This is a genomic window from Gemmobacter aquaticus (genome assembly GCF_007859075.1).
Lineage (GTDB): Bacteria > Pseudomonadota > Alphaproteobacteria > Rhodobacterales > Rhodobacteraceae > Gemmobacter > Gemmobacter aquaticus.
The window spans coordinates 59,403-81,935 of the sequence record NZ_VOAK01000023.1; the positions used below are offsets into that span (position 1 = coordinate 59,403).

At 62.8% G+C, this 22,533-nt stretch carries 26 protein-coding genes and 1 tRNA gene; 11 read left to right on the top strand and 16 right to left on the bottom strand.

Annotation, left to right across the window (positions count from 1 at the left end; translation table 11 throughout):
• Nucleotides 1-78 precede the first annotated feature (78 nt).
• The gene (gene mutY / locus FQU74_RS14785; protein ID WP_146287255.1) at nucleotides 79-1,107 is read left to right on the top strand and encodes an A/G-specific adenine glycosylase; all 1,029 of its coding nucleotides are present in this window, start codon (nucleotides 79-81) and stop codon (nucleotides 1,105-1,107) included.
• A gap of 110 nt (nucleotides 1,108-1,217) precedes the next feature.
• Here mutY and FQU74_RS14790 read toward each other — a convergent pair whose 3' ends face one another.
• The 3 genes from FQU74_RS14790 to FQU74_RS19305 form a co-directional block, all read right to left on the bottom strand.
• Nucleotides 1,218-2,342 carry a site-specific DNA-methyltransferase gene (locus FQU74_RS14790; RefSeq protein WP_146287256.1) on the bottom strand — a complete coding sequence of 375 codons (1,125 nt, stop codon included), beginning with the start codon at nucleotides 2,340-2,342 and terminating at the stop codon, nucleotides 1,218-1,220.
• Nucleotides 2,343-2,429: 87 nt separating this feature from the next.
• Nucleotides 2,430-3,068, bottom strand: a complete 639-nt coding sequence (locus FQU74_RS14795; RefSeq protein ID WP_146287434.1) for a ribonuclease HII — start codon at nucleotides 3,066-3,068, stop codon at nucleotides 2,430-2,432.
• 89 nt (nucleotides 3,069-3,157) lie between these two features.
• A complete protein-coding gene (locus FQU74_RS19305; protein ID WP_158635599.1) occupies nucleotides 3,158-3,331 on the bottom strand; it encodes a hypothetical protein in 174 nt (57 codons plus the stop codon).
• 179 nt (nucleotides 3,332-3,510) lie between these two features.
• Here FQU74_RS19305 and FQU74_RS14800 point away from each other — a divergent pair, with 179 nt between their 5' ends.
• From FQU74_RS14800 to FQU74_RS14810, 3 genes are all read left to right on the top strand, one after another.
• Nucleotides 3,511-3,798 (top strand): hypothetical protein, encoded by a 288-nt coding sequence (locus FQU74_RS14800; RefSeq protein WP_146287257.1) that lies wholly within the window; start codon nucleotides 3,511-3,513, stop codon nucleotides 3,796-3,798.
• Nucleotides 3,770-4,474, top strand: coding sequence for a helix-turn-helix domain-containing protein (locus FQU74_RS14805; protein WP_146287258.1), 705 nt, complete (start codon nucleotides 3,770-3,772; stop codon nucleotides 4,472-4,474). Before FQU74_RS14800 ends, FQU74_RS14805 begins: the two co-directional genes overlap by 29 nt.
• A 65-nt stretch (nucleotides 4,475-4,539) precedes the next feature.
• Nucleotides 4,540-5,712, top strand: a complete 1,173-nt coding sequence (locus FQU74_RS14810) for a TIGR03862 family flavoprotein (RefSeq protein ID WP_146287259.1) — start codon at nucleotides 4,540-4,542, stop codon at nucleotides 5,710-5,712.
• On the opposite strand, the gene FQU74_RS14815 is transcribed toward FQU74_RS14810, so the two are convergent.
• The 3 genes from FQU74_RS14815 to FQU74_RS14825 form a co-directional block, all read right to left on the bottom strand.
• Nucleotides 5,688-6,272: a GNAT family N-acetyltransferase gene (locus FQU74_RS14815; RefSeq protein WP_146287260.1), complete on the bottom strand. Its 585-nt coding sequence runs from the start codon at nucleotides 6,270-6,272 to the stop codon at nucleotides 5,688-5,690. The genes FQU74_RS14810 and FQU74_RS14815 overlap by 25 nt on opposite strands.
• Nucleotides 6,269-6,667 carry a ketosteroid isomerase-related protein gene (locus tag FQU74_RS14820; protein ID WP_146287261.1) on the bottom strand — a complete coding sequence of 133 codons (399 nt, stop codon included), beginning with the start codon at nucleotides 6,665-6,667 and terminating at the stop codon, nucleotides 6,269-6,271. Before FQU74_RS14820 ends, FQU74_RS14815 begins: the two co-directional genes overlap by 4 nt.
• Before the next feature lie 95 nt (nucleotides 6,668-6,762).
• Nucleotides 6,763-7,596, bottom strand: a complete 834-nt coding sequence (locus FQU74_RS14825; RefSeq protein ID WP_146287262.1) for an SDR family oxidoreductase — start codon at nucleotides 7,594-7,596, stop codon at nucleotides 6,763-6,765.
• A 105-nt stretch (nucleotides 7,597-7,701) separates the two neighbouring features.
• Between FQU74_RS14825 and FQU74_RS14830 the strand changes: the two genes are divergently transcribed.
• On the top strand, nucleotides 7,702-8,094 hold the full coding sequence (locus tag FQU74_RS14830; RefSeq protein ID WP_146287263.1) for a winged helix-turn-helix transcriptional regulator: 393 nt from the start codon (nucleotides 7,702-7,704) through the stop codon (nucleotides 8,092-8,094).
• On the opposite strand, the gene FQU74_RS14835 is transcribed toward FQU74_RS14830, so the two are convergent.
• From FQU74_RS14835 to FQU74_RS14860, 6 genes are all read right to left on the bottom strand, one after another.
• Nucleotides 8,091-8,546 (bottom strand): arsenate-mycothiol transferase ArsC, encoded by a 456-nt coding sequence (locus tag FQU74_RS14835; RefSeq protein ID WP_373289047.1) that lies wholly within the window; start codon nucleotides 8,544-8,546, stop codon nucleotides 8,091-8,093. The two genes, FQU74_RS14830 and FQU74_RS14835, sit on opposite strands and share 4 nt — an antisense overlap.
• Nucleotides 8,547-8,548: 2 nt before the next feature.
• Nucleotides 8,549-9,028 (bottom strand): UPF0262 family protein, encoded by a 480-nt coding sequence (locus FQU74_RS14840; RefSeq protein ID WP_146287265.1) that lies wholly within the window; start codon nucleotides 9,026-9,028, stop codon nucleotides 8,549-8,551.
• Nucleotides 9,025-10,335, bottom strand: a complete 1,311-nt coding sequence (hisD, locus tag FQU74_RS14845) for a histidinol dehydrogenase (protein WP_146287266.1) — start codon at nucleotides 10,333-10,335, stop codon at nucleotides 9,025-9,027. Before hisD ends, FQU74_RS14840 begins: the two co-directional genes overlap by 4 nt.
• Before the next feature lie 101 nt (nucleotides 10,336-10,436).
• Nucleotides 10,437-10,910 (bottom strand): DUF2948 family protein, encoded by a 474-nt coding sequence (locus FQU74_RS14850; RefSeq protein ID WP_146287267.1) that lies wholly within the window; start codon nucleotides 10,908-10,910, stop codon nucleotides 10,437-10,439.
• A complete protein-coding gene (gene murA / locus FQU74_RS14855) occupies nucleotides 10,910-12,178 on the bottom strand; it encodes a UDP-N-acetylglucosamine 1-carboxyvinyltransferase (protein ID WP_146287268.1) in 1,269 nt (422 codons plus the stop codon). Before murA ends, FQU74_RS14850 begins: the two co-directional genes overlap by 1 nt.
• A gap of 9 nt (nucleotides 12,179-12,187) precedes the next feature.
• The gene (locus tag FQU74_RS14860; RefSeq protein WP_373289050.1) at nucleotides 12,188-12,370 is read right to left on the bottom strand and encodes a hypothetical protein; all 183 of its coding nucleotides are present in this window, start codon (nucleotides 12,368-12,370) and stop codon (nucleotides 12,188-12,190) included.
• 164 nt (nucleotides 12,371-12,534) lie between these two features.
• Here FQU74_RS14860 and FQU74_RS14865 point away from each other — a divergent pair.
• Nucleotides 12,535-12,609 (top strand) — tRNA-Thr (locus FQU74_RS14865).
• A 533-nt stretch (nucleotides 12,610-13,142) separates the two neighbouring features.
• Here the strand turns inward: FQU74_RS14865 and FQU74_RS14870 are convergent.
• On the bottom strand, nucleotides 13,143-13,814 hold the full coding sequence (locus FQU74_RS14870; protein ID WP_146287270.1) for a GntR family transcriptional regulator: 672 nt from the start codon (nucleotides 13,812-13,814) through the stop codon (nucleotides 13,143-13,145).
• A 199-nt stretch (nucleotides 13,815-14,013) separates the two neighbouring features.
• Between FQU74_RS14870 and FQU74_RS14875 the strand changes: the two genes are divergently transcribed.
• The 5 genes from FQU74_RS14875 (at nucleotide 14,014) to FQU74_RS14895 (ending at nucleotide 20,596) form a co-directional block, all read left to right on the top strand.
• Nucleotides 14,014-15,438 (top strand): NCS1 family nucleobase:cation symporter-1, encoded by a 1,425-nt coding sequence (locus FQU74_RS14875; RefSeq protein WP_146287271.1) that lies wholly within the window; start codon nucleotides 14,014-14,016, stop codon nucleotides 15,436-15,438.
• 331 nt (nucleotides 15,439-15,769) lie between these two features.
• Entirely contained in the window at nucleotides 15,770-16,048 is a 279-nt protein-coding gene (locus FQU74_RS14880; RefSeq protein ID WP_146287272.1) for a hypothetical protein, read from the top strand.
• A gap of 380 nt (nucleotides 16,049-16,428) precedes the next feature.
• Nucleotides 16,429-17,757, top strand: a complete 1,329-nt coding sequence (locus FQU74_RS14885) for a tyrosine-type recombinase/integrase (RefSeq protein ID WP_158635600.1) — start codon at nucleotides 16,429-16,431, stop codon at nucleotides 17,755-17,757.
• Nucleotides 17,758-18,454: 697 nt separating this feature from the next.
• On the top strand, nucleotides 18,455-18,787 hold the full coding sequence (locus FQU74_RS14890) for a helix-turn-helix transcriptional regulator (RefSeq protein WP_146287273.1): 333 nt from the start codon (nucleotides 18,455-18,457) through the stop codon (nucleotides 18,785-18,787).
• Nucleotides 18,788-18,970: 183 nt separating this feature from the next.
• Nucleotides 18,971-20,596, top strand: coding sequence for a DUF3987 domain-containing protein (locus FQU74_RS14895; RefSeq protein ID WP_146287274.1), 1,626 nt, complete (start codon nucleotides 18,971-18,973; stop codon nucleotides 20,594-20,596).
• A gap of 276 nt (nucleotides 20,597-20,872) precedes the next feature.
• Here FQU74_RS14895 and FQU74_RS14900 read toward each other — a convergent pair whose 3' ends face one another.
• From FQU74_RS14900 to FQU74_RS14905, 3 genes are all read right to left on the bottom strand, one after another.
• Nucleotides 20,873-21,508 (bottom strand): DUF6680 family protein, encoded by a 636-nt coding sequence (locus tag FQU74_RS14900; RefSeq protein ID WP_146287275.1) that lies wholly within the window; start codon nucleotides 21,506-21,508, stop codon nucleotides 20,873-20,875.
• 128 nt (nucleotides 21,509-21,636) lie between these two features.
• Nucleotides 21,637-21,798 carry a hypothetical protein gene (locus tag FQU74_RS19310; protein WP_158635601.1) on the bottom strand — a complete coding sequence of 54 codons (162 nt, stop codon included), beginning with the start codon at nucleotides 21,796-21,798 and terminating at the stop codon, nucleotides 21,637-21,639.
• Between the two features lie 318 nt (nucleotides 21,799-22,116).
• Nucleotides 22,117-22,419: a hypothetical protein gene (locus FQU74_RS14905; RefSeq protein ID WP_146287276.1), complete on the bottom strand. Its 303-nt coding sequence runs from the start codon at nucleotides 22,417-22,419 to the stop codon at nucleotides 22,117-22,119.
• Nucleotides 22,420-22,533 lie beyond the last annotated feature (114 nt).

Genomic DNA, 22,533 nt, shown 5'->3' on the forward strand with positions numbered 1-22,533 from the left:
AGAACGGCAACATGCGCGGGCTGGACCGCAGGCCATGCGCCCCTATCTAGAGATGGGCCAGACAAGGAATGCTCGCCCGTGACTGACCTCTCTGCCCTTCTTATCGCATGGTATGACCGCCATCACCGCGACTTGCCGTGGCGGGTATCGCCGGCCGCACACGCCGCGGGCCAGCGGCCCGATCCCTATCGGGTGTGGCTGTCCGAGGTGATGTTGCAGCAGACCACCGTTGCGGCAGTAACCGGCTATTTTCATCGCTTCACGGCCCGCTGGCCGGATGTCACGGCGCTTGCGGAGGCCGAGGATGCGGAGGTCATGGCGGAATGGGCCGGGCTTGGCTATTACGCTCGGGCACGCAACCTCTTGCGCTGTGCCCGCGCGATTTCAGCCGAACACGGCGGCGTCTTTCCGCAGACCGAGGCAGAGCTGCGCGCCCTGCCCGGCATCGGCCCCTATACCGCCGCCGCCGTTGCCGCCATCGCCTTTGATCAGCCCGCGGTGGTTGTTGATGGCAATGTGGAACGCGTGATCAGCCGCCTGTTCCGGATTGAGACCCCGCTGCCCCGCGCCAAACCCGAGATCGGTCGACGCGCGGCCGGGATGACCCCTTCGATGCGTCCCGGAGATCATGCGCAGGCCATGATGGATCTGGGGGCAACCATCTGCACGCCCCGCAACCCTGCCTGCGCCATCTGCCCGCTGCGCGAGGCTTGCGCCGCGCAGGCCGTAGGGGACGCCACATCCTTTCCGCGCAAGGCACCGCGCGCAGCCAAACCCGAACGAGAGGGGACGCTCTGGCTGGTCCAGCGCCCGGACGGGGCGATCCTGCTGGAAGAAAGACCGGCCAAAGGACTGCTGGGTGGCATGTCGGGCTTTCCGACCACCGGCTGGGACGGCACCGATCTGCCCGCGCCACTGGCCGCCGAATGGCAGACCATGGGCGAGGTGCGGCACACGTTCACGCATTTTCACCTCACCCTGACGGTCCTGACTGCCACATCGCAGGGCAATCCACAGCGCGGCGCCTTTGTGCCCCATGCGGCGTTTTCGCCTGCAAATCTGCCCACCGTGTTCCGCAAGGCCTGGGACCTTTGCGCCAAGGGCTGAGCCCCCCGCAGCAATGGAAAAGGCCCCGCCATGCACGCATGGCGGGGAGGTGTGTCCCCGGCGGAACCGGGACACAGGCGTAGCCTTGAATGCTTGGATGTGTGCTTGCGTCAGTGCTGCTGACGCTGATCCGCCTCCATTTCGGCCCGGATCTGCTGACGCAGGATGTCGATCGGGATCATCTTGCCATCGCGTTTGAAGTGCCAGTAGGTCCAGCCGTTGCAGGATGGCGCGCCTTCATAGGCGGCCCCCACCTGATGGATGGACCCCTTGATATCATTGCCGATCAGAGTGCCATCGGCCCGCACCTTGGCCTTGAAGCGGTTGCCGATCGAGAAAAGCTCTTCTCCCGGCCGCAGCATGCCGCGCTCCACCACCTGGCCAAAGGGCACGCGGGGCTCGGCCCGTTTGCTGCCCGTCACCTCAAGCCCGCTCGCATCGAACTTGCGGGTGCGCTCAATACGCTCGGCGGCAACCTTGCGATAGGCCTCTTCCCGCTCGATCCCGATGAAGTCGCGTCCCAGCATCTTGGCCACGGCACCAGTGGTGCCTGTGCCGAAGAACGGGTCCAGCACAACGTCGCCCGGATTGGTCGAGGCGATCAGAATGCGGTGCAGCAGGCTTTCGGGCTTTTGCGTCGGATGCGCCTTGTCGCCATTGTCGTCCTTCAGCCGCTCATGCCCCGTGCAGATCGGCAGCACCCAGTCCGAGCGCATCTGCACACCGTCATTCAGCGCCTTCAGCGCCTCATAGTTGAAGGTGTATTTCGCGCTTTCCTCGCGGCTTGCCCATATCAGGGTTTCATGCGCGTTGGTCAGGCGTTTGCCCTTGAAGTTCGGCATCGGGTTCGACTTGCGCCAAACCACGTCGTTCAGCATCCAGAACCCGGCATCCTGCATGGCGGCGCCGACGCGGAAGATGTTGTGATAGCTGCCGATCACCCAGATCGCCCCATTCGGCTTCAGCAGACGACGCGCAGCGCGCAGCCAGCCCTGGGTGAAGCGGTCGTACGAGGAGAAACTGGAAAACTGGTCCCAGTGGTCATCCACCGCGTCGACCTTGCTGTTGTCTGGCCGATGAAGGTCGCCCTTCAACTGAAGGTTATAGGGCGGGTCGGCGAAGATCAGGTCAACACTGCCCTCGGGCAGCGCGTTCATGACCTCGATGCAATCGCCCGCAAGGATCTGGTTCAGCGGAAGGGCGGGTGCCTCCGCAGTCGCTTTTCTGGTCGTCATTACTGCCTCTGCCTTCGGCCTCTTTGTGCCGATTTGTTGAGGACAAAGATGATTCAGAGACGATTCGCCGTCAAATTCTTTTTTGAATCAACTACTTACAGAAACATCTTGATACAAGATATTGTGGACGGGCCGGAACGAACGCCTATGGTGAGGGGTCACGCCAAGATTTAGAAGCGCCGCAAGATGCTCGGACGTCGGATAGCCCGCGTTGTTCTCCCAGCCATATCCCGGGTGCTGTTGCGCCAAATCCACCATGATGCGATCGCGCGTCACCTTGGCCACGATCGAGGCCGCCGCGATCGACAAAGACCGCGCATCGCCCTTCACCACGGCCTCTGCCCGGCAGGGCAGATCGCGCGGCAGCCGGTTGCCATCGACAAGCAGGTGATCGGGCGCGAGCGGCAGACCCGCAACCGCGCGGCGCATGGCCAGAAAGGTGGCCTGCAGGATGTTCAGGGCATCGATCTCGTCGACCGAGGCATGGGCGACGCAGACATGGGCGCAGGCCATGATCTCATCAAAGAGCTGATCACGCCGGCTTGCCGAAAGGGCCTTGCTGTCGGTGATCCCGGGCGGAATGCGCGCGGGGTCAAGGATCACGGCAGCGGCAGTCACCGGGCCACATAGTGGACCGCGACCGACCTCGTCGACGCCGGCGACGATTCGGGCACCACTGGCGTGGGCGGCGGTTTCCAGGCTGAAATCGGGAATCACTCGTGGCATCCCACCAGAAAGCGCAGGTTCGTGCAGAAGCAAAGAGAAAAGGCGGGGTGGCACCTGCCATCCCCGCCCTCGATCCATAGAAACCGGTGCTAGTGGTCGCAGGTCCCCGCCAGCGGCCCCGACACCTGCATCCGGCAAACCGAGCGCCCCGCATCGGCGGGCATGGCGAACAGCGTCAACGCCTCGGTCACGATGAGAGCTGCAATCATGGTCAGCGCGAAAGCCAGTTCGGGCCGGCCTTTCCTTGGAAAATCCCTGATCATCCTGCGTTCCTGCCTCTTGTTGGCCAGTGATGCGAAAAGGCTGATCCAGGGGTCATCAGTCAGGCAATATCGGGGGGTTGTCATCAGATATCATCCCGCTTTCCTACGGCTTGATATTGTATTGCCGTCGCCCTGCACCCATCATCACATCAACCGCCACCCTGAGCCCGGACACCTTCATGACCCGCCTCACCCTCGTTGCTGTCTTGCTGATCCCGCTTCTGGCACTGGGCACGGCCGCAGACGCGCAGTGCTATGCCGACTACAAGGCCAAGCGCGACAAACCGCTGCGCCTGCACTACGGCGTCGCGCAAGTTTCCGCCTGTAACAAGAAGGCCGCCCGTGCTGAGTTAGCGCCACGTCTTGCGCAACAGAAGTGGAAGCTGTTGAACGTCATCTCCACCTTTGGCCCCGAGGGCTTGAAAGAAAGAAAGTCGAGTGCCGGAGAATACTTCCTCCGTTTCTGATAGTCTGCGGGCGGGCAGCCGCACCGTTGCCTTCGGGATCGCCGCGATCGTCGTCATTCTGGCGGCGGCGGCGATCTTCCTGTTTCTGGCGCTTCCCGATGCCAACGCCTTCAACGCCCGGGTCGAGCAGTTGTTCGTTGAAAACGACGACCTGCGCACCATGGCCGAGATCAAGCTTCTTGAAATCATCGCCCAGTCGGGCACCACCTTTCAGGAGGTTCTGGCCAGCTACCGGATGGTGATCTTCGTGCTTCTGGTCTTTTCGACCGCGCTGCTGGTTGCCTGCCTCGTCTTTCTTCTGACCATCATCACGCTCAATCGCCGCATCTCGGCCATCCAGCGGTCGGGGATCACCGTCAGCTCGCTGATGATCAGCCGCGAGGCGCGGGCCGTCTATATCAACGACCTGGAGTTCAAGCTGACCGAGGCGGCGATCGAGACACTCTCGGCGCTGGCCGAAGCGCGGATGGACGACGAGGTGCTGAACGGCGCGCAGATCGAGGCGGTGATCTCGGGCCGGGCCGAATCCGACTGCGACGAGGCCGCGGGCGCCACCCGGATCAAGCGGCTGCGTGATGCGCTTGGCAATCAGCTGGTGTCGGAACTGCTGGTCAAGACCATTGCCCGGCGTGGCTATATGCTGGCGGTCGAAAAGGACACGATCCGCATGATCTGAACCCCGGTCTTGCACCGGCAAGGGGAATCGGCCAGTCCGGTGGGATGGACAACCAAGGGCAGAACATGGACGCACTGGTGATTGGCGCAGGGCCAGCCGGGCTGATGGCGGCCGAGGCGCTGGCGGACGCAGGCCAAGCCGTGACGGTGGCCGAGGCCAAACCATCCGTCGCCCGCAAGCTGTTGATGGCGGGAAAGTCGGGGCTGAACGTCACCAAGGATGAACCGGCACAGACCTTCGCCACACGCTTTGACGCCGACTGGCTGGCACCGATTCTGTCAAGCTTCGGCCCGGACCAGGTGCGCGCCTTTTGCGAAGGGTTGGGGCAGCCGGTCTTTACCGGATCATCAGGGCGCGTCTTTCCCGTTGCGATGAAAGGCTCCCCCCTCTTGCGCGCCTGGCTCGCGCGGCTTGCGGCCAAGGGTGTCGAGGTGAAAACCCGGTGGCGCTGGACCGGGTTCGAGGGCGCGGCGCTGACATTCGAGACCCCTGAGGGCGCGCAGGTATTGCGCCCGCATGTCACCGTTCTGGCACTCGGCGGGGCAAGCTGGCCGCGGCTTGGGTCTGATGCGGCCTGGGTGCCGTGGCTCCGGGCAAAGGGCGTCCTCGTCACAGACTTTGCGCCGGCGAACATGGGGTTCCGCATGGACTGGTCCGTCCATATGGCGCGCCACTTTGGCCAACCCGTCAAGGGGGCCTGCCTGATTGCGGGCACGCGGCGTGAACGGGGAGAGTTCGTGATTTCTGAGCGCGGCCTTGAAGGGGGCGGGATCTATGCGATCAGCCGCGACCTGCGGCTTGGCGCACCGCTGGCGCTCGATCTGTTCCCCGACCTGTCCCTTGCCGATCTACAGGCGCGCCTGGGCCGATCGAGGCCGGGTGAAACAGCCGCAAACCGCCTGCGCAAGCTGGGCCTTGCGCCCGCAGCGGTGGCGCTGGTGATGGAGGTGGCCCTCCCCCTGCCCGCAGATCTGGCCCCACTGCTGAAGCATCTGCCGATCCAGCACGCCGGGCCCCGGCCACTTGCCGAGGCCATCTCATCGGCGGGCGGCATTGCGCGCGACAGCCTGACCGATGATCTGGAACTGCGTGCCCTGCCCGGCATCTTTGTCGCCGGAGAGATGCTGGATTGGGAGGCCCCGACCGGCGGCTATCTGTTGACCGCAAGCTGGGCGACCGGCCTGCACGCAGGCCGCGCCGCCGCCCGCCATCTTCAAAGCGCGCGCATCCAGAACTGAAGGGGCTTTGTGGTTTCCGCCGTCTGCCCCAGATCCTTCCAGCTGAACTCGGCGACACTGCCCGGCAACTGCGCATAACCGCGCTTCTGCCAGAAGGCGTCGTTGCTGCGGTAGTCTGCCGGGCGCATCGGATGATCCGCAGGGCGGATAACGCCGCAAAAGGCCACATGGCTGCGCCCCATGTCACGCGCATGCGCCTCGCGCAGATCAAAGAACCGGTGCCCGATCCCCTGGCCGCGATACTCCATCAAAAGCACGGATTCGGCACAGTAGAAGATCTGGTCCAGCGCGAGGCCAACCGCGCGGAAGGGCTCGGCGAATTCGTCCGCATGATCTTCCATCGGGGTGCCGGTCGCGGCGCCCACCAGCCGCGCACCATCGAAAGCCCCCACAAGGATCGCGCCGGGGCTGTCGCGGTAGGTCTGCAGATAGTCCCGCTCGTAGTCCAGCGAACCGTCATAGAGATAGGGCCAGTCGCGGAACACCGCGATCCTGAGCGCGGCCACATCATCCAGCGCCGCATCCAGCGCGGCGCCGGTCAGGGCGCGCACCTCGATCATGCCGAGACCTGCGCGATCCAGTCCCGCAGGTTATAGAAGGTGGTCACGCGGGAGATCTTGCCATCCCTCAGGTCAAAGAACGCCCCGGCAGGCAGGATATAGGTCTGGCCGCGCGCCTCGGGCAGGCCCGGATCGGTCATCAGATACTCGCCATGCACCACGAATTCGGCAGCACCTCGGGTGCCCTCGTCATTGGCGAAGATCACCATGTCCTTCAACTGCTCGCGGTAGCTGACGCCCATATGGCTGCAGAACTCGGCGAAAAGCTCTTTGCCGCGCCGCACGCCGCCCTCGTTGACACGGTGTTCGATGTCATCGGTCAGGCAGGCCAACATGCCATTGGCATCCCCGGCGTTGAAGGCGGCGTAATAGGCTTCGATCGTGGCGCGGGTCATGCGCGGCTCCCTCTTTGGCGTCTCGCCCCTGACCCTGCCCCGAAAAAAGCGCGCCGCCAATGCCCGAGAGGACACAAGGCGGCGCGATTGCGACCTCAGGCCAGCGCGTCGCGCACGGTCGCGGACATCGGCGTCGTTGCACGACCGATCAGGCGCGACAGGGTGCGGCTGTCGTCAAAGAGCGCCCCCTCACCCGCGCGGGCATCCGAATCTGCAAGAACGGCGGCAAAGCCCGCAGGCAGGCCGAACCCTTCCAGCGCCTTGGCGTAGTCCGCTTGCGGCAGGTTCACAAAGCCGACGGGCTTGCCCGATTGCCGTGCCACTTCAGCGGCAAGCTCGGCAAGGGTGTAGCCCTCGTCGCCGGCAAGTTCATAGACCTTGCCGGCATGGCCTGCGTCCAGCGCCGTCACGGCGATCGCCTCGGCGTAATCCTTGCGTGCGGCCGTCGACACCCGGCCTTCCGCCGCAGCACCAAGGATCGCGCCATGTTCAAGCGCGGCCCCAAGGGCGCCTGTGTAGTTCTCGGTATACCAGCCATTGCGCAGGATGGTGGCGGCAATGCCCGAATCGCGGATCGCCGCCTCGGTCGCGATATGGTCCTGTGCGAGGATCATGGGCGAGGCGTCGCCCTTCAGGATCGAGGTGTAGATGATCCGCCCGACGCCGGCTTCCTTGGCCGCAGCGATGACCTTGCGGTGCTGGCCGGCGCGGTCGTCAAAGTCATTCGAGGAGATCAGCACCAGCGTCTCGACACCCTCCAGCGCGGCGGCATCGGCTGTGCGGTAGTCGAAGGCGCGCGCCGGCACACCCAGATCGGCGGCCTTGGCGGTGTCGCGCACCAATGCAATCGGCGTTGCGCCACGCGCTTGCAGCGCGGCGATGGCGAGGCGGCCAAGCTGGCCGGTGGCGCCGGTAATGGCAATGGTCATGAGAGGGTCCTTTCGAGGTGTTCCAAAATCGATGACTTGAATCTGCCCTCTTTACTTACGAAAAGGAAGTGCCTACATTTTTGTAAGTATACGGCAGAGACGCACATGACACCCGAGCAGAACGCACAGAAGACCCTCTCGCAGCTTCGCCCCGATGTTCTGGCGGTCGAGTGCCCGTCGCGTCAGGTGCTGCAACATCTGACAAGCCGGTGGGGAACGCTGGTCATGCTGGTTCTGCTGTCAGGAACCCACAGGTTTTCCGAACTGCGCCGCAAGATCGGCGGCGTCAGCGAACGGATGCTGGCGCAGACCCTGCAACAACTCGAATCGGATGGCTTCGTGATCCGGCGGGTGCATGACGTGGTGCCGCCCCATGTGGATTACACGCTGAGCCCACTGGGGCTTGAGGCCGCAGAGCGGCTCGCCGCCCTGACCGGCTGGATAGAGGACGCGCTGCCGCGCATCCTTGGCCATCGCGGGGCTGATGCAGCGGCCTAACCTTCGGTGGGCGGGCCGAATCGGGCGATCATCCGGTCGCGGATCATGTCGCGGGCCTGACGATAGGCGGCGAGTTTCGCCTCCCGTGTTTCGCCCAGACCGGTCGGATCGAGGATCGGCCAATATTCGACATCCAGATGAAAGAACCGCGTCAACTCCAGCGCCATCCGCTGGCTGGCGGGGGACAGGGCGATGATCAGGTCGAACTGACCCAGATCGTCGCCCCATTCCTGCATCTCTTCGAACGAACGCGAACGATGGCGGGAAAGCTCCATCCCCAACTCGTCGCAGACAGCAACGGCGAAGCCGTCGATCTCCATGTCGTTGTGAACCCCGGCCGACTGCACATAGGCACGCTGGCCGTAGAACTTTTTCATCAGCGCCTCTGCCATTGGCGAGCGCACGGCGTTGTGGTCGCAGCAGAACAGGACAGATGACGGGAAACGGCCCAAGCTCAGCCCCAGTGCAGGACGCAGATCAGGGTAAACAGGCGGCGTGCGGTGGCCGTATCGACATCCGCCTTGCCTTCCAGTCGTTCTTGCAGAACCCTTGCGCCCTCGTTGTGGATGCCGCGCCGGGCCATATCGATGGCCTCGATCTGGCTGGGAGGCAGACGTTTGACGGCTTCGAAGTAGCTTTCGCAGATCTGGAAGTAGTCCTTCACCACCTGCCGGAACGGGCCGAGGCTCAGATGAAACTCGCCGATCCGTCCGCCACTTTCGGTGGAGATGTCAAAGACCAGCCGCCCCTCGCGAATGGCCAGAAACAGCTGATAGGGGCCGACGGGGGCGGGTCTGCCTTCACGCGCGGGCAGGCCAAAGCTGTTCTCCTCGAGCAGATCAAAGATCGCCACGCGGCGCTCTTGCTCGATTGCGGGGGTCGTGGCCTTGAGGCCGCGCTCATCAATATCGATCTGGCAGATGCGGTTGGTCATCGTTGCCCCCCGTTCAGACGATCAAGACGGGCGCGCACCGAAAGCCCGTGCGCCTGCAGGCTTTCAGATATGGCCAGCCGCTCGGCCGCAGGGCCAATGGCGGCCAGTGCCTCGGGCGTCATGCGGGCAATCGTCGTACGTTTCAGAAAATCCATCACTGAGAGACCCGAAGAAAAACGCGCCGACCTCGCCGTCGGCAGAACATGATTTGGCCCGCCAACGTAGTCGCCGATGGCCTCGGGCGTCCAGCCCCCCAGAAAGATCGCTCCGGCATGTGTGATCTTGGTAGCAAGGTCATCGGGATCGGCCACACAGAGCTCGAGATGCTCAGGTGCGACCCGGTTTGACAGCGCCGCCGCCTCGTCCAGATCCCGCACGACGATCACGGCACCGAAGTCACGCCATGAGGCTGCGGCGATGGCCCGGCGTTCCAGCGTTTCCAGATGCCCCTCGATTGCAGCGACGACGGCTCGGCCGAAGCCGGCGTCTGTTGTGACAAGGATCGATTGCGCCGATTCGTCATGCTCGGCCTGGCTGAGCAGATCGAGCGCGATCCAGTCGGGATCATTGTCGGCGTCGGCGATCACGAGGATCTCGGATGGGCCCGCGATCATATCAATGCCGACCTTGCCAAAGACCCGGCGCTTTGCCGCCGCGACGAAGGCGTTCCCCGGGCCCGTGATCTTGTCCACCCCGCGGATTGTTTCGGTGCCATAGGCCAGGGCCGCCACAGCCTGCGCCCCGCCGATGCGGTAAACCGTATCCACGCCCGACAGTTGTGCTGCCAGCAGCACCAGCGGATTGACTACCCCGCCCGGCGTCGGGCAGGCGATGACCAGCCGCTCGACGCCCGCGACCTTGGCCGGGATCGCGTTCATCAGCACTGACGACGGATAAGAGGCAAGCCCTCCCGGCACATAGAGCCCTGCCGCCGATACGGGCGTCCAGCGCCAGCCCAGCGTCGCGCCACATGAGTCCTGCCAGCAGGCATCTTCGGGCATCTGCCGTTCGTGATAGGCCCGGATCCGGGCGGCGGCGAGTTCAAGCGCCGCGCGATCTTCGGGCGTAACCTTCGCAACCTCGGCCGCGATTTCCTCGGGCGAAAAGGCCAGCCGGTCTGGCGTCAGGTCCAGTTTGTCGAACCGGGAGGTGAGCTCGATCACCGCCGCATCGCCCCGCGCGCGGACATCGGCGATGATGCCGGCCACCACCGCATCGACATCCGGGCTATCCTCGCGCTTCATGCCCAAGAGCGCGGTGAAGGCGGCCTCAAAACCGGCGTCCTGGGTGTCGAGAAACTGCGGCATGGCGGCAACCTTCGGAAATGACTGTGCCGACTGCATAGCGCCTGCACCGGATGGCCTCAAGCGTGGCAAAGGGGATCGAGGCGGATCGCCGGGCGTTCCGGTCAGCCGTGATCCGGCACCTTGCCCGACGGCGCGAGGTAGGGCCGGGTCACATCGCGCAGCACGATGTCCAGCGCCTCAACCTGCAGCGCGACCGCGCCGTCGCCCGCAAGGGTCAGGACGACCTCGCCCATCCCATCAGCCTCCGCATGGAACGCCACATCCAGAAGCGACAGGATTGTGTCGCGATCCCCCCGGTCGATGCCCTGGCTGCGTACAGAAAGCACATCGCGCACCAGCAGGACCGAGCGCACCCGTTCGGGCGCACGGCCCGCGCGCTTGGCAGCCGCCTCATCCTCCCAGCGGAACCGATTGAGCAGGATCGCGAATTCGCGGCGCGACCTGGCATAGGTCATGTCAACGATCGGAAAGACCGCATCCTGCGCAAGCGACGCAATCACCTTCAGATCCTCGGCATCCGCCGCACCCAGCCAGAGCGGCGCCTCACCACCATCCTCGAATCGCGCGTCGGACATCAGCCTTTGATCCTTTCGATCTTTGCCCCGCAGGCGCCCAGCTTCTCCTCGACATGTTCATAGCCACGGTCGAGGTGATAGACGCGGCTGACCACTGTCTCACCCTCCGCCGCGAGACCGGCGATAATCAGCGAGACGCTGGCCCGCAGATCGGTCGCCATGACCGGTGCGCCGCGCAGCCGTTCAACCCCGTGCACCGTGGCGTGGCCGCCGTGAACGTCGATCCGCGCACCCATGCGGATCAGTTCAGGCGCGTGCATGAAGCGGTTCTCGAAGATCTTCTCTTCCAGAACGCTGGTGCCGTCTGCGGTGCAAAGCAGCGCCATCATCTGCGCCTGCAGGTCGGTCGGAAAGCCCGGGAAGGGTTCGGTCACCACATTCACTGCTTTTACCCGGCCGTTCTTGCGCGCCACCTTCAGCCCGCGTTCGGTCTCGGTCACACTGATTCCGGCCTCATCCAGCTTTTCGGCAAAGCTGCCGACCAGGTCGATGCGTCCGCCAAGGCATTCCACCTCGCCACCACAGATCGCGGGGGCAAGCATATAGGTGCCAAGCTCGATCCGGTCGGTCACCACCGGATGCGTGGCGCCACCCAGCCGATCCACGCCCTGCACGGTGATCGTCGACGTGCCCTCGCCCTCGATCTGCGCACCCATGCGGCGGAGGCACTGGGCCAGATCCACAATCTCGGGTTCGCGTGCGGCGTTCTTCAGAACGGTCGTGCCCTTGGCAAGCGTTGCGGCGAGCAGCGCATTTTCGGTCGCCCCGACCGAGACAAAAGGAAACTCCACCACCGCACCCTTGAGCCGCCCGCCCGGCGCACGGGCATGGACATAGCCATCGCGCAGATCAAGCTCGGCGCCCATCGCCTCCAGCGCCTTGAGGTGCAGGTCGACCGGGCGCGCACCAATGGCACATCCCCCCGGCAGCGAGACGATCGCATGGCCATCGCGCGCCAGCATCGGCCCCAGCACGAGGATCGAGGCCCGCATCTTGCGCACGATGTCGTAGTCGGCGGTGTGGTTGGCAATGCTCCAGGACGACATTGCCAGAACCTTGCCACCCTGCAGGGCCGCAACCTCTGACCCAAGCGACTGCAGAAGCTGCGTCATGGTGCTGATGTCCGAAAGCCGCGGCGCATTTGTCAGCGTCAGCGGCTCTTCCGTCAGAAGCGTGGCCGGCATCAGTGTCAGGCAGGCGTTCTTCGCCCCCGCGATCGGGATCACCCCGTTCAGTTCTGCCCCGCCGCGCACCAGAATCGAATCCATAGTCCCGCCTCACTCTTTCTTTGTATCGTTTTCAGCCGCCGCCGCCCTTGCGCGTGCCTGTGCCTTGCGCCGGGCCATATTGGCCTTCAGCGCCGCTTTCAGGCGGTCTTCGCGTCCGGATGCGGCTCCACGTTCCCTGGCCTGCCCTTTAGGGACAGGCTTATTTCCGGGGCCATCGGAGGTTTGCGGGATGTCGCCATTATCGGTCATGCCCCTCTGTTAACTCAGGCGCAAAAAAGCGTCCAGATTGCGCTTGCACCCGTTCGCGAATACGTCTATCTCCCCGCCACGCCCGGCGGGAACGCGCCGAAGCGCCGCCAGAAACCTGCGTCACAGCCGGAAGAATGGCAAACGGCGCTGCAGTAGCTCAGTGGTAGAGCACTCCCTTGGTAAGGGAGAGGTCGAGAGTTCAATCCTCTCCTGCAGCACCATTTATTCTCATATTTCCGAAGTACATTGATGCGCCGGCGGACGCCTTCGCTGCCCGTTCATCCTTCAACCCACCTTCTGGTGCGCACTTCGAAAACACGCTCCGGAGCCGAATTTCTGACGCCTCCCAATGATGGGCGCCGTGCCGCGCGGCGCGCCATTGGTAGCCACAAACAACCATGACGGAAAGCGGGCGACAACCATCGCTCTCGACACCAATCAGATGTATGCCGCCGAAGATTCAACTCTTTGTCGACGAGGTGGACTGAACACCCCCCACTCCGCCCCCACCCCACAAGACGATCGCGATTCTTGAATGGCCCTGCTGTCTTGAGACTCCGCAAGCCAACTTGCCGTCGGACACCTTGCATGTCTCCGCGCCGGGCTATGACGCTGACTGTATCAGGGGCGCATAGAAACACACGGTTGAGAATCTCTTCTCATGGGCTGGCACCCTATGATCGCAACAGGTTTTACAGGCATCTGGCTATCATCCACCCGAAAATCATCCAGCCTTTGAGGGACGATACAGGGTTCAGACACCCCACCAACGCAGTGTGTTCGCGAGATGGTCACCGATAGCACCGACCGCAGCATCGGCATCACGGTTTTCAAGCGCGGTGATAATCGACAGATGCTCTTCCATCGCCGAGACGATCCGATCGGCAAGGAATGGACGCTGGTTCTGGATGATGGCGATGCGATTTCGGTTGTCGTCGTAGATCCGCTGCGCAAGCTTCAAGCCCACGCCCGAGGCCAGCGCATCGTGCAGCGACAGGTCCGTCAGGATCGCGCGTCGCTGAACGTCAGGCGTCACCGCCTTCAATGCCTCGTCCCGTAGGCTTTCATGCTCGTCGCGCAGCCTTGAAAGGGGGAGCGGCACATTCGCCTCAATCAGACGCCTGGCGCCCTCGGCGTCAAAGATCGCGCGAACCTCCAGGCATTCGCGCGTAATTTCTGGCCCTGCATCCATGACCACGACGCCGCGTTTGGGAAGAACCGTCACAAGCCCTCCAGCCTCGGCCAGCTTCACTGCCTCACGAACTGCGGCCAAAGGCAGGGCCAGAATGTCGACCAGCATCGCCATCGACAAGAAAGCGCCACCGCGGATCTGCCCGCCGCGCAGTGCGGCAATCAGGGCCTGATGCGCCTGATGCGCAAGTGGTGCATCGGCATACTGCTTCTGGTCCGTCGCGGCGGTTAGCATCTTGGTAGCTCTCTGTTCGGGCCAGCGGCCCCTTCGATTGTTCGGAAATTGCAGAAGGTCATATCAGCATTTCCTACATATTACCCTATAAGATATTAGGTAACATGTTAGTTGCAATACCAGATGTGAAAATTTGGTCGCTTGCAGGAAAAGATCGCGCAACCAAGCATTGCAGCGGTCAAAAACAGGAGAGAAACCAATGCATTCCATCGCCGCCGAGGGCGCAGAAGTCACCGAAGACGCCCTGCGCCCGGTAACTGCCCAGGAGAAATCCTGGGGCTGGTTCGCGATCTTCAACGTCTGGGCCAATGATATCCAGTCGCTCTTCGGCTACTCGCTGGTCGCATCCCTGTTCATCACCTATGGCGTGACGGGCTGGACCGCCTTTGCCGCGCTGATCGCATCAGGGCTGTTTGTGATGTTCATGGTCAACCTTTCGGGGGCGGCCGGAGAACGATATGGCATCCCCTATCCGGTGCTCGCCCGCGCGAGCATGGGAACCGAGGGCGCGAAGCTGCCGGCCGTCCTGCGCGCCATCGTGGCCGTGTTCTGGTACGGCGTTCAGGTCTATTTCGCATCGACCGCACTTGCCCTGCTGATCCGGTCACTGACCGGTGCCACGGGCGGAGCGGAGTTCATGGGGCTCAGCGGGATTGACTGGCTGTCCTTCGTGGTGGTCTGGGCCTTCCACATTGCCATCTTCTGGCGCGGCATGGGCTGGGTGGAAGGCTTCCTCAACTTTGCCGGACCGTTTGTCTATGCCGTGATGATCGGTCTTGTCATTGTACTTTGGGTCAAGTCAGACGGACAGCTTCTGTCACAGGCGCAGACCATCTTCGCCAATCCCGAAGGAACATGGGGCACCGAGATCAAGGGCTTCATCGTCATCTTCGGTACGATGGTTGCCTATTTTGCGGCGGTGATGATCAACTTCAGCGACTTTTCGCGCTACGCCAAGGACAAGCCCGCGATGGTAAAGGGTAACCTTGCGGGCCTGCCCTTCAACATGATCCTTTTCTCTGCCCTTGCCTTGCTGACCACTGCCGGCGCTGCCGCCGTCTATGGCGAGGCGCTGATCAACCCGACCGAGATCGTGGAACGTACCGACAGTGTCCTGCTGGCCGTGATTGCCGCCATCACATTCTTTGCCGCGACCGTTGGTATCAACCTTGTTGCCAACTTCATTCCGGCAGTGAACGGGATCGCGAACCTTTCGCCCTCGACCATCGGGTTTCGCAAGGCCGGGCTGATCACTTCGGGCTTTGCGCTGGTGATCGGCGGTTTCTGGACAGGATTCATCAGCCAATTCGGGATCAGCGGTTTCGTCAATACGCTGGGCGCGACGCTGGCCCCGCTGTTCGGGATCATGATCGTCGATTACTACCTGATCCGCCGGCAGAGCCTGAAGCTTGACGACCTCTATAACCCCCAGCGCGGCACCTATCACTATCGCAACGGCTGGAATGACCACGCACTCGTTGCTTTCGGCATCGCTGCTGTCTTTTCCGTGGCAACGGTCTGGGTGCCTGCGCTCGGCCAACTCGAAGGCTATGGCTGGATCATCGGCGCAGTTCTTGGTGGCGTGATCTATCTGGTCCGCGCTCGCGGCAAGGTCGCTGTCTGACTTCCCTGCCTGTTGCAGAGGGGAACCCCTGCAACAGGCCCTTTCCGACTGGCCCCGGCTGCATCCGCGCCCGGGGCCATTTTTCGGCCGATCTGGATCCTGTTAGGATCTAGCAAGAACCCCAGCGACCCCATTGGACCGTCCAGTTTGCCGTCAAAAATCATGCCCTCGGAAATCTGAAAACCAAGCGTCGTGGCATTCAACCCTTCCGGCAGCACCGTTCATATTCTGGAAAACTTGCTCACTGTGCCGCACTTGCGTGTGCGTTTAGGCTGTCGCATGATCTGACAAAGCACCCCTACTTGCACATGACGCAGGAAAGTGACCCGAAATGTCCCAGACCGCCAAAGCCAGCCTCGCCATTGGCCTTTGCCTTTTCCTCGCCGCCTGCGTCGGACAGCAACCGGAAGAGCCTGTTGAGGTCATCGAGGCGACCGAGCAGCGTGTGATCGTCGAGGGTTTGATGGACAAGACCCTCGCAACACCGCCCGAGCGTTTTCTGACCGTCGCGCAGGAACGCTGCGCAAAGTATAACCGGTCGGCAGAGTTGCAATCGGTCACATCGGTCGGGACCTGGGGATCGCGCATGATCTACGCTTGCGTTCCCTGACCCCGCTCCGGGGCGGGCGCGCCGTCCTTGCACAATCGCCAGTCACGGTCGGAATGGCCCGCCGGTGGCGGGCTGCGATGCGCAAGGCCCTAGGCAACAGCAAGAGTGGCCGGCCCGCAATGCATCTGATTTCTCGGGATTTTTTTCACTGGTCGGAGCGAGAGGATTCGAACCTCCGACCCCCTGCTCCCGAAGCTATGGCCTGCCCACTTTACTGTGTTTTGGAACACTGGCGATTCACTAAAGAAGTCCTTGTTTCTCATTTATTATCTAGCGATTTCAGTTGCTTGGCTCGGACTGCAAGTCGTAGGCGGGGTAAAGCGGCGCTTGGCGCTGCTTCGCCGCAACCGCTTACGATCTGCTTACGAGGAGCCAAACTCATGCCTGACCCGACCCCCAAGCACCCGCCCGTGAAGCTCACGAAGGGGTATGTTGACCGCGTGAAGCCCGGTCAGACTGACGAGTATCACTGGGACGTTGAAACCAAGGGCTTTGGCCTGCGGGTCAATCCTAGCGGCAGAATGAACTTCATCGTGCAGGGTCGCATTGACCCGCGCAACCCCCCGGCCCGCATCACCATCGGAGCCTACGGCGTCTTCACCGTGGACCAAGCCCGCGAGGTGGCACGCGAGCACCTGCGGTCGATGCGTATGGGGACCGACCCGCGCGAGGTGAAGCGCGAGGACGAGGCCAAGGCCGTCACATTGCGGCAGGTGGCTGATGCGTTCTTCGCGCGGCCCGGTATGCTCAAGGAGAACACCCGCGACGAGATGGACCGCCACCTGACTACCGCCTTCGCCAAGTGGCTGCCCCGCGCCATCGCCAGCATCACCTCTTCCGACTGCCGCAAGCGGTATGAGGAGATCGCCACCAAGGGGCTGCGCAAGACGCCCGCACCTGCACCCGGCAGCGCTGCCTCAGCCTTCAAGATCCTTCGCACCCTCATCAACTTTGCAATGGAGGAATACCAGACGCAGGACGGCGCACCGCTCATCGCCCGCAACCCTGTGGCCATCATCAAGAAGGAACTGGCCGTGCACGAAAGCAAGGTTCGGACCCGGCATATCGACCGCCGCGACGTGGGCATGTTCTGGCATCGGTTGACCACAGGTCGCCAGAACCCGGCATTCAGCGCCGACACCCGCTGCGGAATCGACCTTGTGATGTTTCTTCTTCTGACGGGCACGCGCCGCAACGAGGGGGCCGAACTGACATGGGACAGGGTCAACCTTGACGACGCCGACCCGGCCAACAACTGGTTCCACCTGCCCGACCCGAAGAATAAGAACCCTGTCTGGTTGCCGCTCTCGTCACAAGCGGTGGCCGTGCTGAAAGCCCGCAAAGCTGCTGACGACAAGGCCACGACCAAGAGCAAGTTCGTGTTCCCTTCGCGAAGCGCAGCGGGCCACATCAAGGACACCCGCGCCCCGCTGGAACGGTTCGCCAAGGCCATTGGCATGGACCGCCTTTCCGCGCATGACCTGAGGCGCAGTTTCGTGACCCTCGGTGTGAAGGCCTGCCGCCTCGACATTGCGAAGCTGGAATTGCTCACGAACCATGTCCCGCAAGGCGTCACGGCCCGCCATTATCTCGAAACCAGCGACCTTCGGGATTATCACCCCGAGGTGCAGGCCATCGGCGATTATATCGAGCAACAGGCGCTGATTGCCGCTGGCGGGAACGTGGTGGCCCTGCCGTTGCGTGCATGACGTGCGCTGCGCCCCCGAAAAGCCGCCGCGCTAGCCGGGGATCGCTGTTGGCCGGGGGTAGGGTGGCCCCCCGTGCGCAACGCGGCTACAGCGCGAGGCTAGGGGCGCTGTGCGTTGTGCCTCCCTCCACCCATTCGTCTAGATGTTGACAGGTGCCGCGAATCGTGGTCTTCTAATTCCTGCACACGGTGGCATGGGTCAGGTGTGCAGTCCCCATACAGCCCCGCACTACCTGCGCAGGCAGATGAGCAACCCGCTCGTCCGCCCGCCGTGTGCGTTCGTGGACGGGCCTTCAATGAAGGAGTGACCACAATGGCTATCAAGATCGAATATCGCCCGACCCCGCCTTGGGGAGCGCCCATTGAGCGAGTGCGGCCCGAACGTCCCACGACCGAACGGCAAATCAAGAACGCGATCAAGGTTCTCGCAGAGCATTTCGACATCGCTAGCGGTGGAATGATTTACATCCACAAGAAGGGCCGAACCGTGGTTTGCTCCGGGTAGCACGCCGCGATTGTCGGACGGACTTTATCCGAGTGCATTTCGGGCAATACGGCCACGCTTTATTGCGTTATACTGTGCAAGTGGCCCGCCTTATCCGATAGGGCGGGCCGTTCAATTCAACAGGTTGGCTGATGCCAGACAACCGGACACCCGAACACCCCTCGGTTCAGGGGCAGGTCAGCGGGAGTCCGATATGACCACAACGATTGATCTTGGCGACCTTCTCACGACGAAGGAAGCTGCCACCCTTCTCGGGTTGAAAGCCAACACCCTTGAAATCTACCGCCACCAAGGGAAGGGACCGCCCTTCTTGAAGCTGGGCAACGAACACGGCTCGGCGGTGCGCTATCAGCGGTCGGTCTTGGCCGCATGGCTGGCGCAGCGGTCCTTCGAAAGCACCAGCGCCCACACCGCCGCCGTCAGGGCCAAGCGTGCGCCCGGCTACACGGTCGGCCCGAGCGCCATTCCCGGACCGTGGAACGGAACCAGCGCTGCCAGCAGTCAGCCACAGGGCGCATCGGAATGAAAGTGCTGGACCATTTCAGCGGCGCGAGGCGTCGGCAAGCCCCGGGGCAAGCCGGGTCAAGAAAAAGGCCGGGTGTTGAACGCACCCGGCCAAGTCAATGTCAGATAAGAGCAGGTAACATGCACAGCGTAACAGATCGCGGATTCGGTCCGCAAACGGCCATCTGCCACGGCGAGGTGCAGCATGGCTGGCGTTAATCTGACAGAGATTCTGGGTCAGCCGTTCCAAGCGACCGGGCAACCTTCCGACACTCGCGAAACCCCGCTTGAGCCGATCACCTTCTTTCCCGGCGACAAGCCCGTTGACCTGAACCAAGCCGCAGCCGACATGCGTGCCAAGGCTGAGGCAGAGGAACGGCGGGAACTGCGCAGGATGACAGGGGTGAGCGTGCTGTTCGCCCAGCGGAAGCCCCGCGACCTGCTGAGGATGGTGACGCCTCCGCCCTTCGACTTTGACGATGTGTGCCTTGTCATCGGTGAGATGGCCCACTCCTACGCTGCCGCGACAGGGTTCGACCGTAGCGGGGTGATCGTCTCTGCCGTCACCGCTGCCGCGTCGGTCATTGACGACCGCTACAAGCTGACCGTGCGCCGTGAATCCAACTGGCATGTGTCTGCCCGTCAATGGTCGTTCCTCTGCGGCGGTCCTGCCGCTGGCAAGTCCCCGGCCATCCGCGCTGCAACGGATGCCATCAAGGCGATGCACGCCGAGCGCTATCTGGACTGGGAGGCTGCTAACAAGGAAGTGCCGCCAAAGGAGCGGAGTGCCCCGCCAGCCCTCTACACCAGCGATTCAACCGTGCCCGCGCTGTCAACCGCGTTGCAGGGGAACCCTCGGGGAATGCTGATGCTGACAGAGGAGTTTTCATCTTGGGTCGGAAGCATCGACAGCGGGGAACGTGGCGATGCCGTGAAGAACCGAGGTGACTGGCTGCAACTGCGGGATGGTGGCTCAAGGCAGATCAACCGTGTCGAGCGCGGATCGGTGTTCGTGAAGAACTGGGGCGTGTCGGTGCTGGCAGCTTGCACACCTGACGGGCTGGCAAGGCAGATGAAGCAGATGCCCGAGGACGGGCTGATTCAGCGGTTCATCCCCTGCATTCTCGGCGCGCCTGACTTGGACGCGAAAGGCGATGCGACACAGGCTATGACCACATGGGGCCGGTGGCTTGAGTGGGCGTTCAAGGCGACGACACAAGGGGCCGACTGCTGTGTGACTTTCACGCCCGAGGCGCAGGCGATGTTCGAGAATGAGGTGCGCAGCGTTCGGGAACTGGTGATCGCCACAGAGCAGTTCGCGCCCGCCTATGCTGCTCACCTCGGGAAGCATCCCGGCATGTTGGCCGAGGTGGCGCTGGTGTTCCATGTCTTTCGCGTCCATCCCGACAACATTCTGCCGTCGCAGGTCGGCCCTGAAGCGGTTGCCTGTGCCATCCGTTACATGCGCAAAGCGCGGCGGCACGCTAGCACGCTCTATCAGTCGATCCTGAGCGCATCGCCCGCCTTTGAACTGGCGCGGGCGCTGGCACGGTCTATCGTGGCATCGGAGGCGCCTATGACCACAGTGTCACGGGCAGACCTGTCGGCCATGTGCAGCGACTTCCGCAAGGCTGACGACCGACTGCGGCGCGAGGCGGTCCAGCTTCTGGAAGATGCCGACTGGCTCGAAGCCCAGACGCGGGGCACCTATGGCGGGTGGCCGCGCGAGTATCAGGTCCATCCGCAGGTCTTCGCCCTGTTCGCGCGGGAAGGGGACCTGTGGCGGGCACGCCGCGCGGCTGTGAAGGAGGCGATTGTCGGAACTGAATAGGGTTCCGGGCAAAGATTGCAAAGATGGACCTATTAGCCCAGCGCATCTTTGCAATGTTTACCTTGCGGATACAATACCAAGGCGAAAGATCCCCCCTTAATACCTTCGGTTATGGCATGGGCAAGGTGAAGATGGCAAAGATCGCTGCGCCGCCCCTTATATCGGTCCAGTCGGTCGAACGCCTTACCCCTCAGCAGGCGGTCGCCACGGGGCAAGCAGCTGGAATGCGTCGGGTTTGGCCTGTGGTCATTCAGAGCGACAAGCCGGGGGCAAGCCTTAGCCCGCTTTGTCAGCGTCCTTCTCTGCCTCAATCGCGAGGGGCTTGGGTTGCTGCACGTCGGCCAGCAGCTTCAAGATCGCGGCCTGCACCTCGGGGGTTGGCTCAGTCGCGGGAAACTCCTTGACCGCCATCGGCAGCGCAATGTCACCCCGGAACAGACCGACCAGCCCCTGACGGATGATCGTCTGCTCTGTCTCCATCTCACCGCGTGCGCGGGGTGAGTATATATCGCGGGCGAGTTGTGCCCGATTGAAGCTGTAGCCGAGGAACTGGGACATGAGGTGAAGCAGGTCGTGGAACAGGTCCAGACGGCGTTGCATCCACACCTCGCTGGCCGGGCCGTCAATAGTGTGGTGATCGAGATACAGCTTCCACGCATCGTTGATCGCTTTCAGCTTCTTGCCACTGCCGTAAAACTCGACAGGGACGGCATTCAGCGCCTCGACGTGCATGGGTGACAGCATCGCGGCCCGCGTGGCCATCAGCGTCCGAAAAATGACGAGCCGTCGCTCCTGAATGTCACGACCCCGCTCAAGCCATTTCTGCGCCTGCACCGCCAGCACTGGACCGAGCAGCGTTGCGCAAATGATGGCGAGGTTCGTGCTGCTTATTGAAGTGATCCAGTCCCACATACTCGTTCCCCATTTGTCCCGCTGTCGACATTAGACACTAGGAAACCCGCCGCCAAGCTAAAGAAGTGTCGTCTCTCGCCAAGACGATCAACAAACAAGGCCATTAGGCGGCGGGAATGTGGGTAAACTCAGTCTACGTCCTCATTGTCTGCGGCGTCACCGGCGTTGGGCGCACCTCCGAACATATCATCGAGGAAGCCACGGTCGGTATACATCCAGAAGTGATCCACGCGGCCACCAGCCTGATGAGCGGCAACTGCCGCCCAGAAGTCGCGCAAGGTAGTTGACATCTGCGGCGGCTCAATGTGCTCGTGCCTGTAGGTCGCCGTGTTCTGGCCCCTCGCAAATCCGGCTGCCACAAGGATACCCTCCAGACGGTTCCTAAGCGGGCTGCCCACATCATTATTCAATGAGAATCGTATGATAGCTTGCACTTTGTCCCTCCAATTTTGAGCGACGATAGCACGGCCAGCAGGCAAGGAAACAGCAATCAGCAGTTGCGCTCGCCGTGTTCGGGCGCAGCACCCCTTGTCGCTCCCGCCAATGCAAAGGAGGCGAGTTACCCCGCCCCCTGCTACAGCCCCGGCACAGCCAGCGTGCGCGGCGATCTAGCCCGCCGCGAGGGGCTTGGCGCTGACGGCGGTGCTTGCATTGACCACACGTCGCGCAGCCAGCGCCTCAATCCGCGCCCGGAATGCCGGGTCGATCAGTATGGTTTCGACAGGTTGAAACGCTGCCGCGCGGCGTGTTGCTTTCTCGGCCAGCGCTGCAACTCGCCCAGCGCGGGCCTTGGCGAGCAGGTCAGCACCTGCGGGCACGTCCACCCGCTGCTCCGGCAGAAGCGCGAGGGGTTGCGTGCGGGCGCGATGCGGACAGGTGGCGCAAGCTGTGGTCATCGTCATGTCGTTCATGGTTTACCCCCTTGATTGAACGACACAAACAACTCTGGCGTGTCACCCCGGCAGGTCCAGCGAATTGTGTTGAAATTGTGGTAATCGCTTCGGATTAAGCCGACCCCCTGCTTT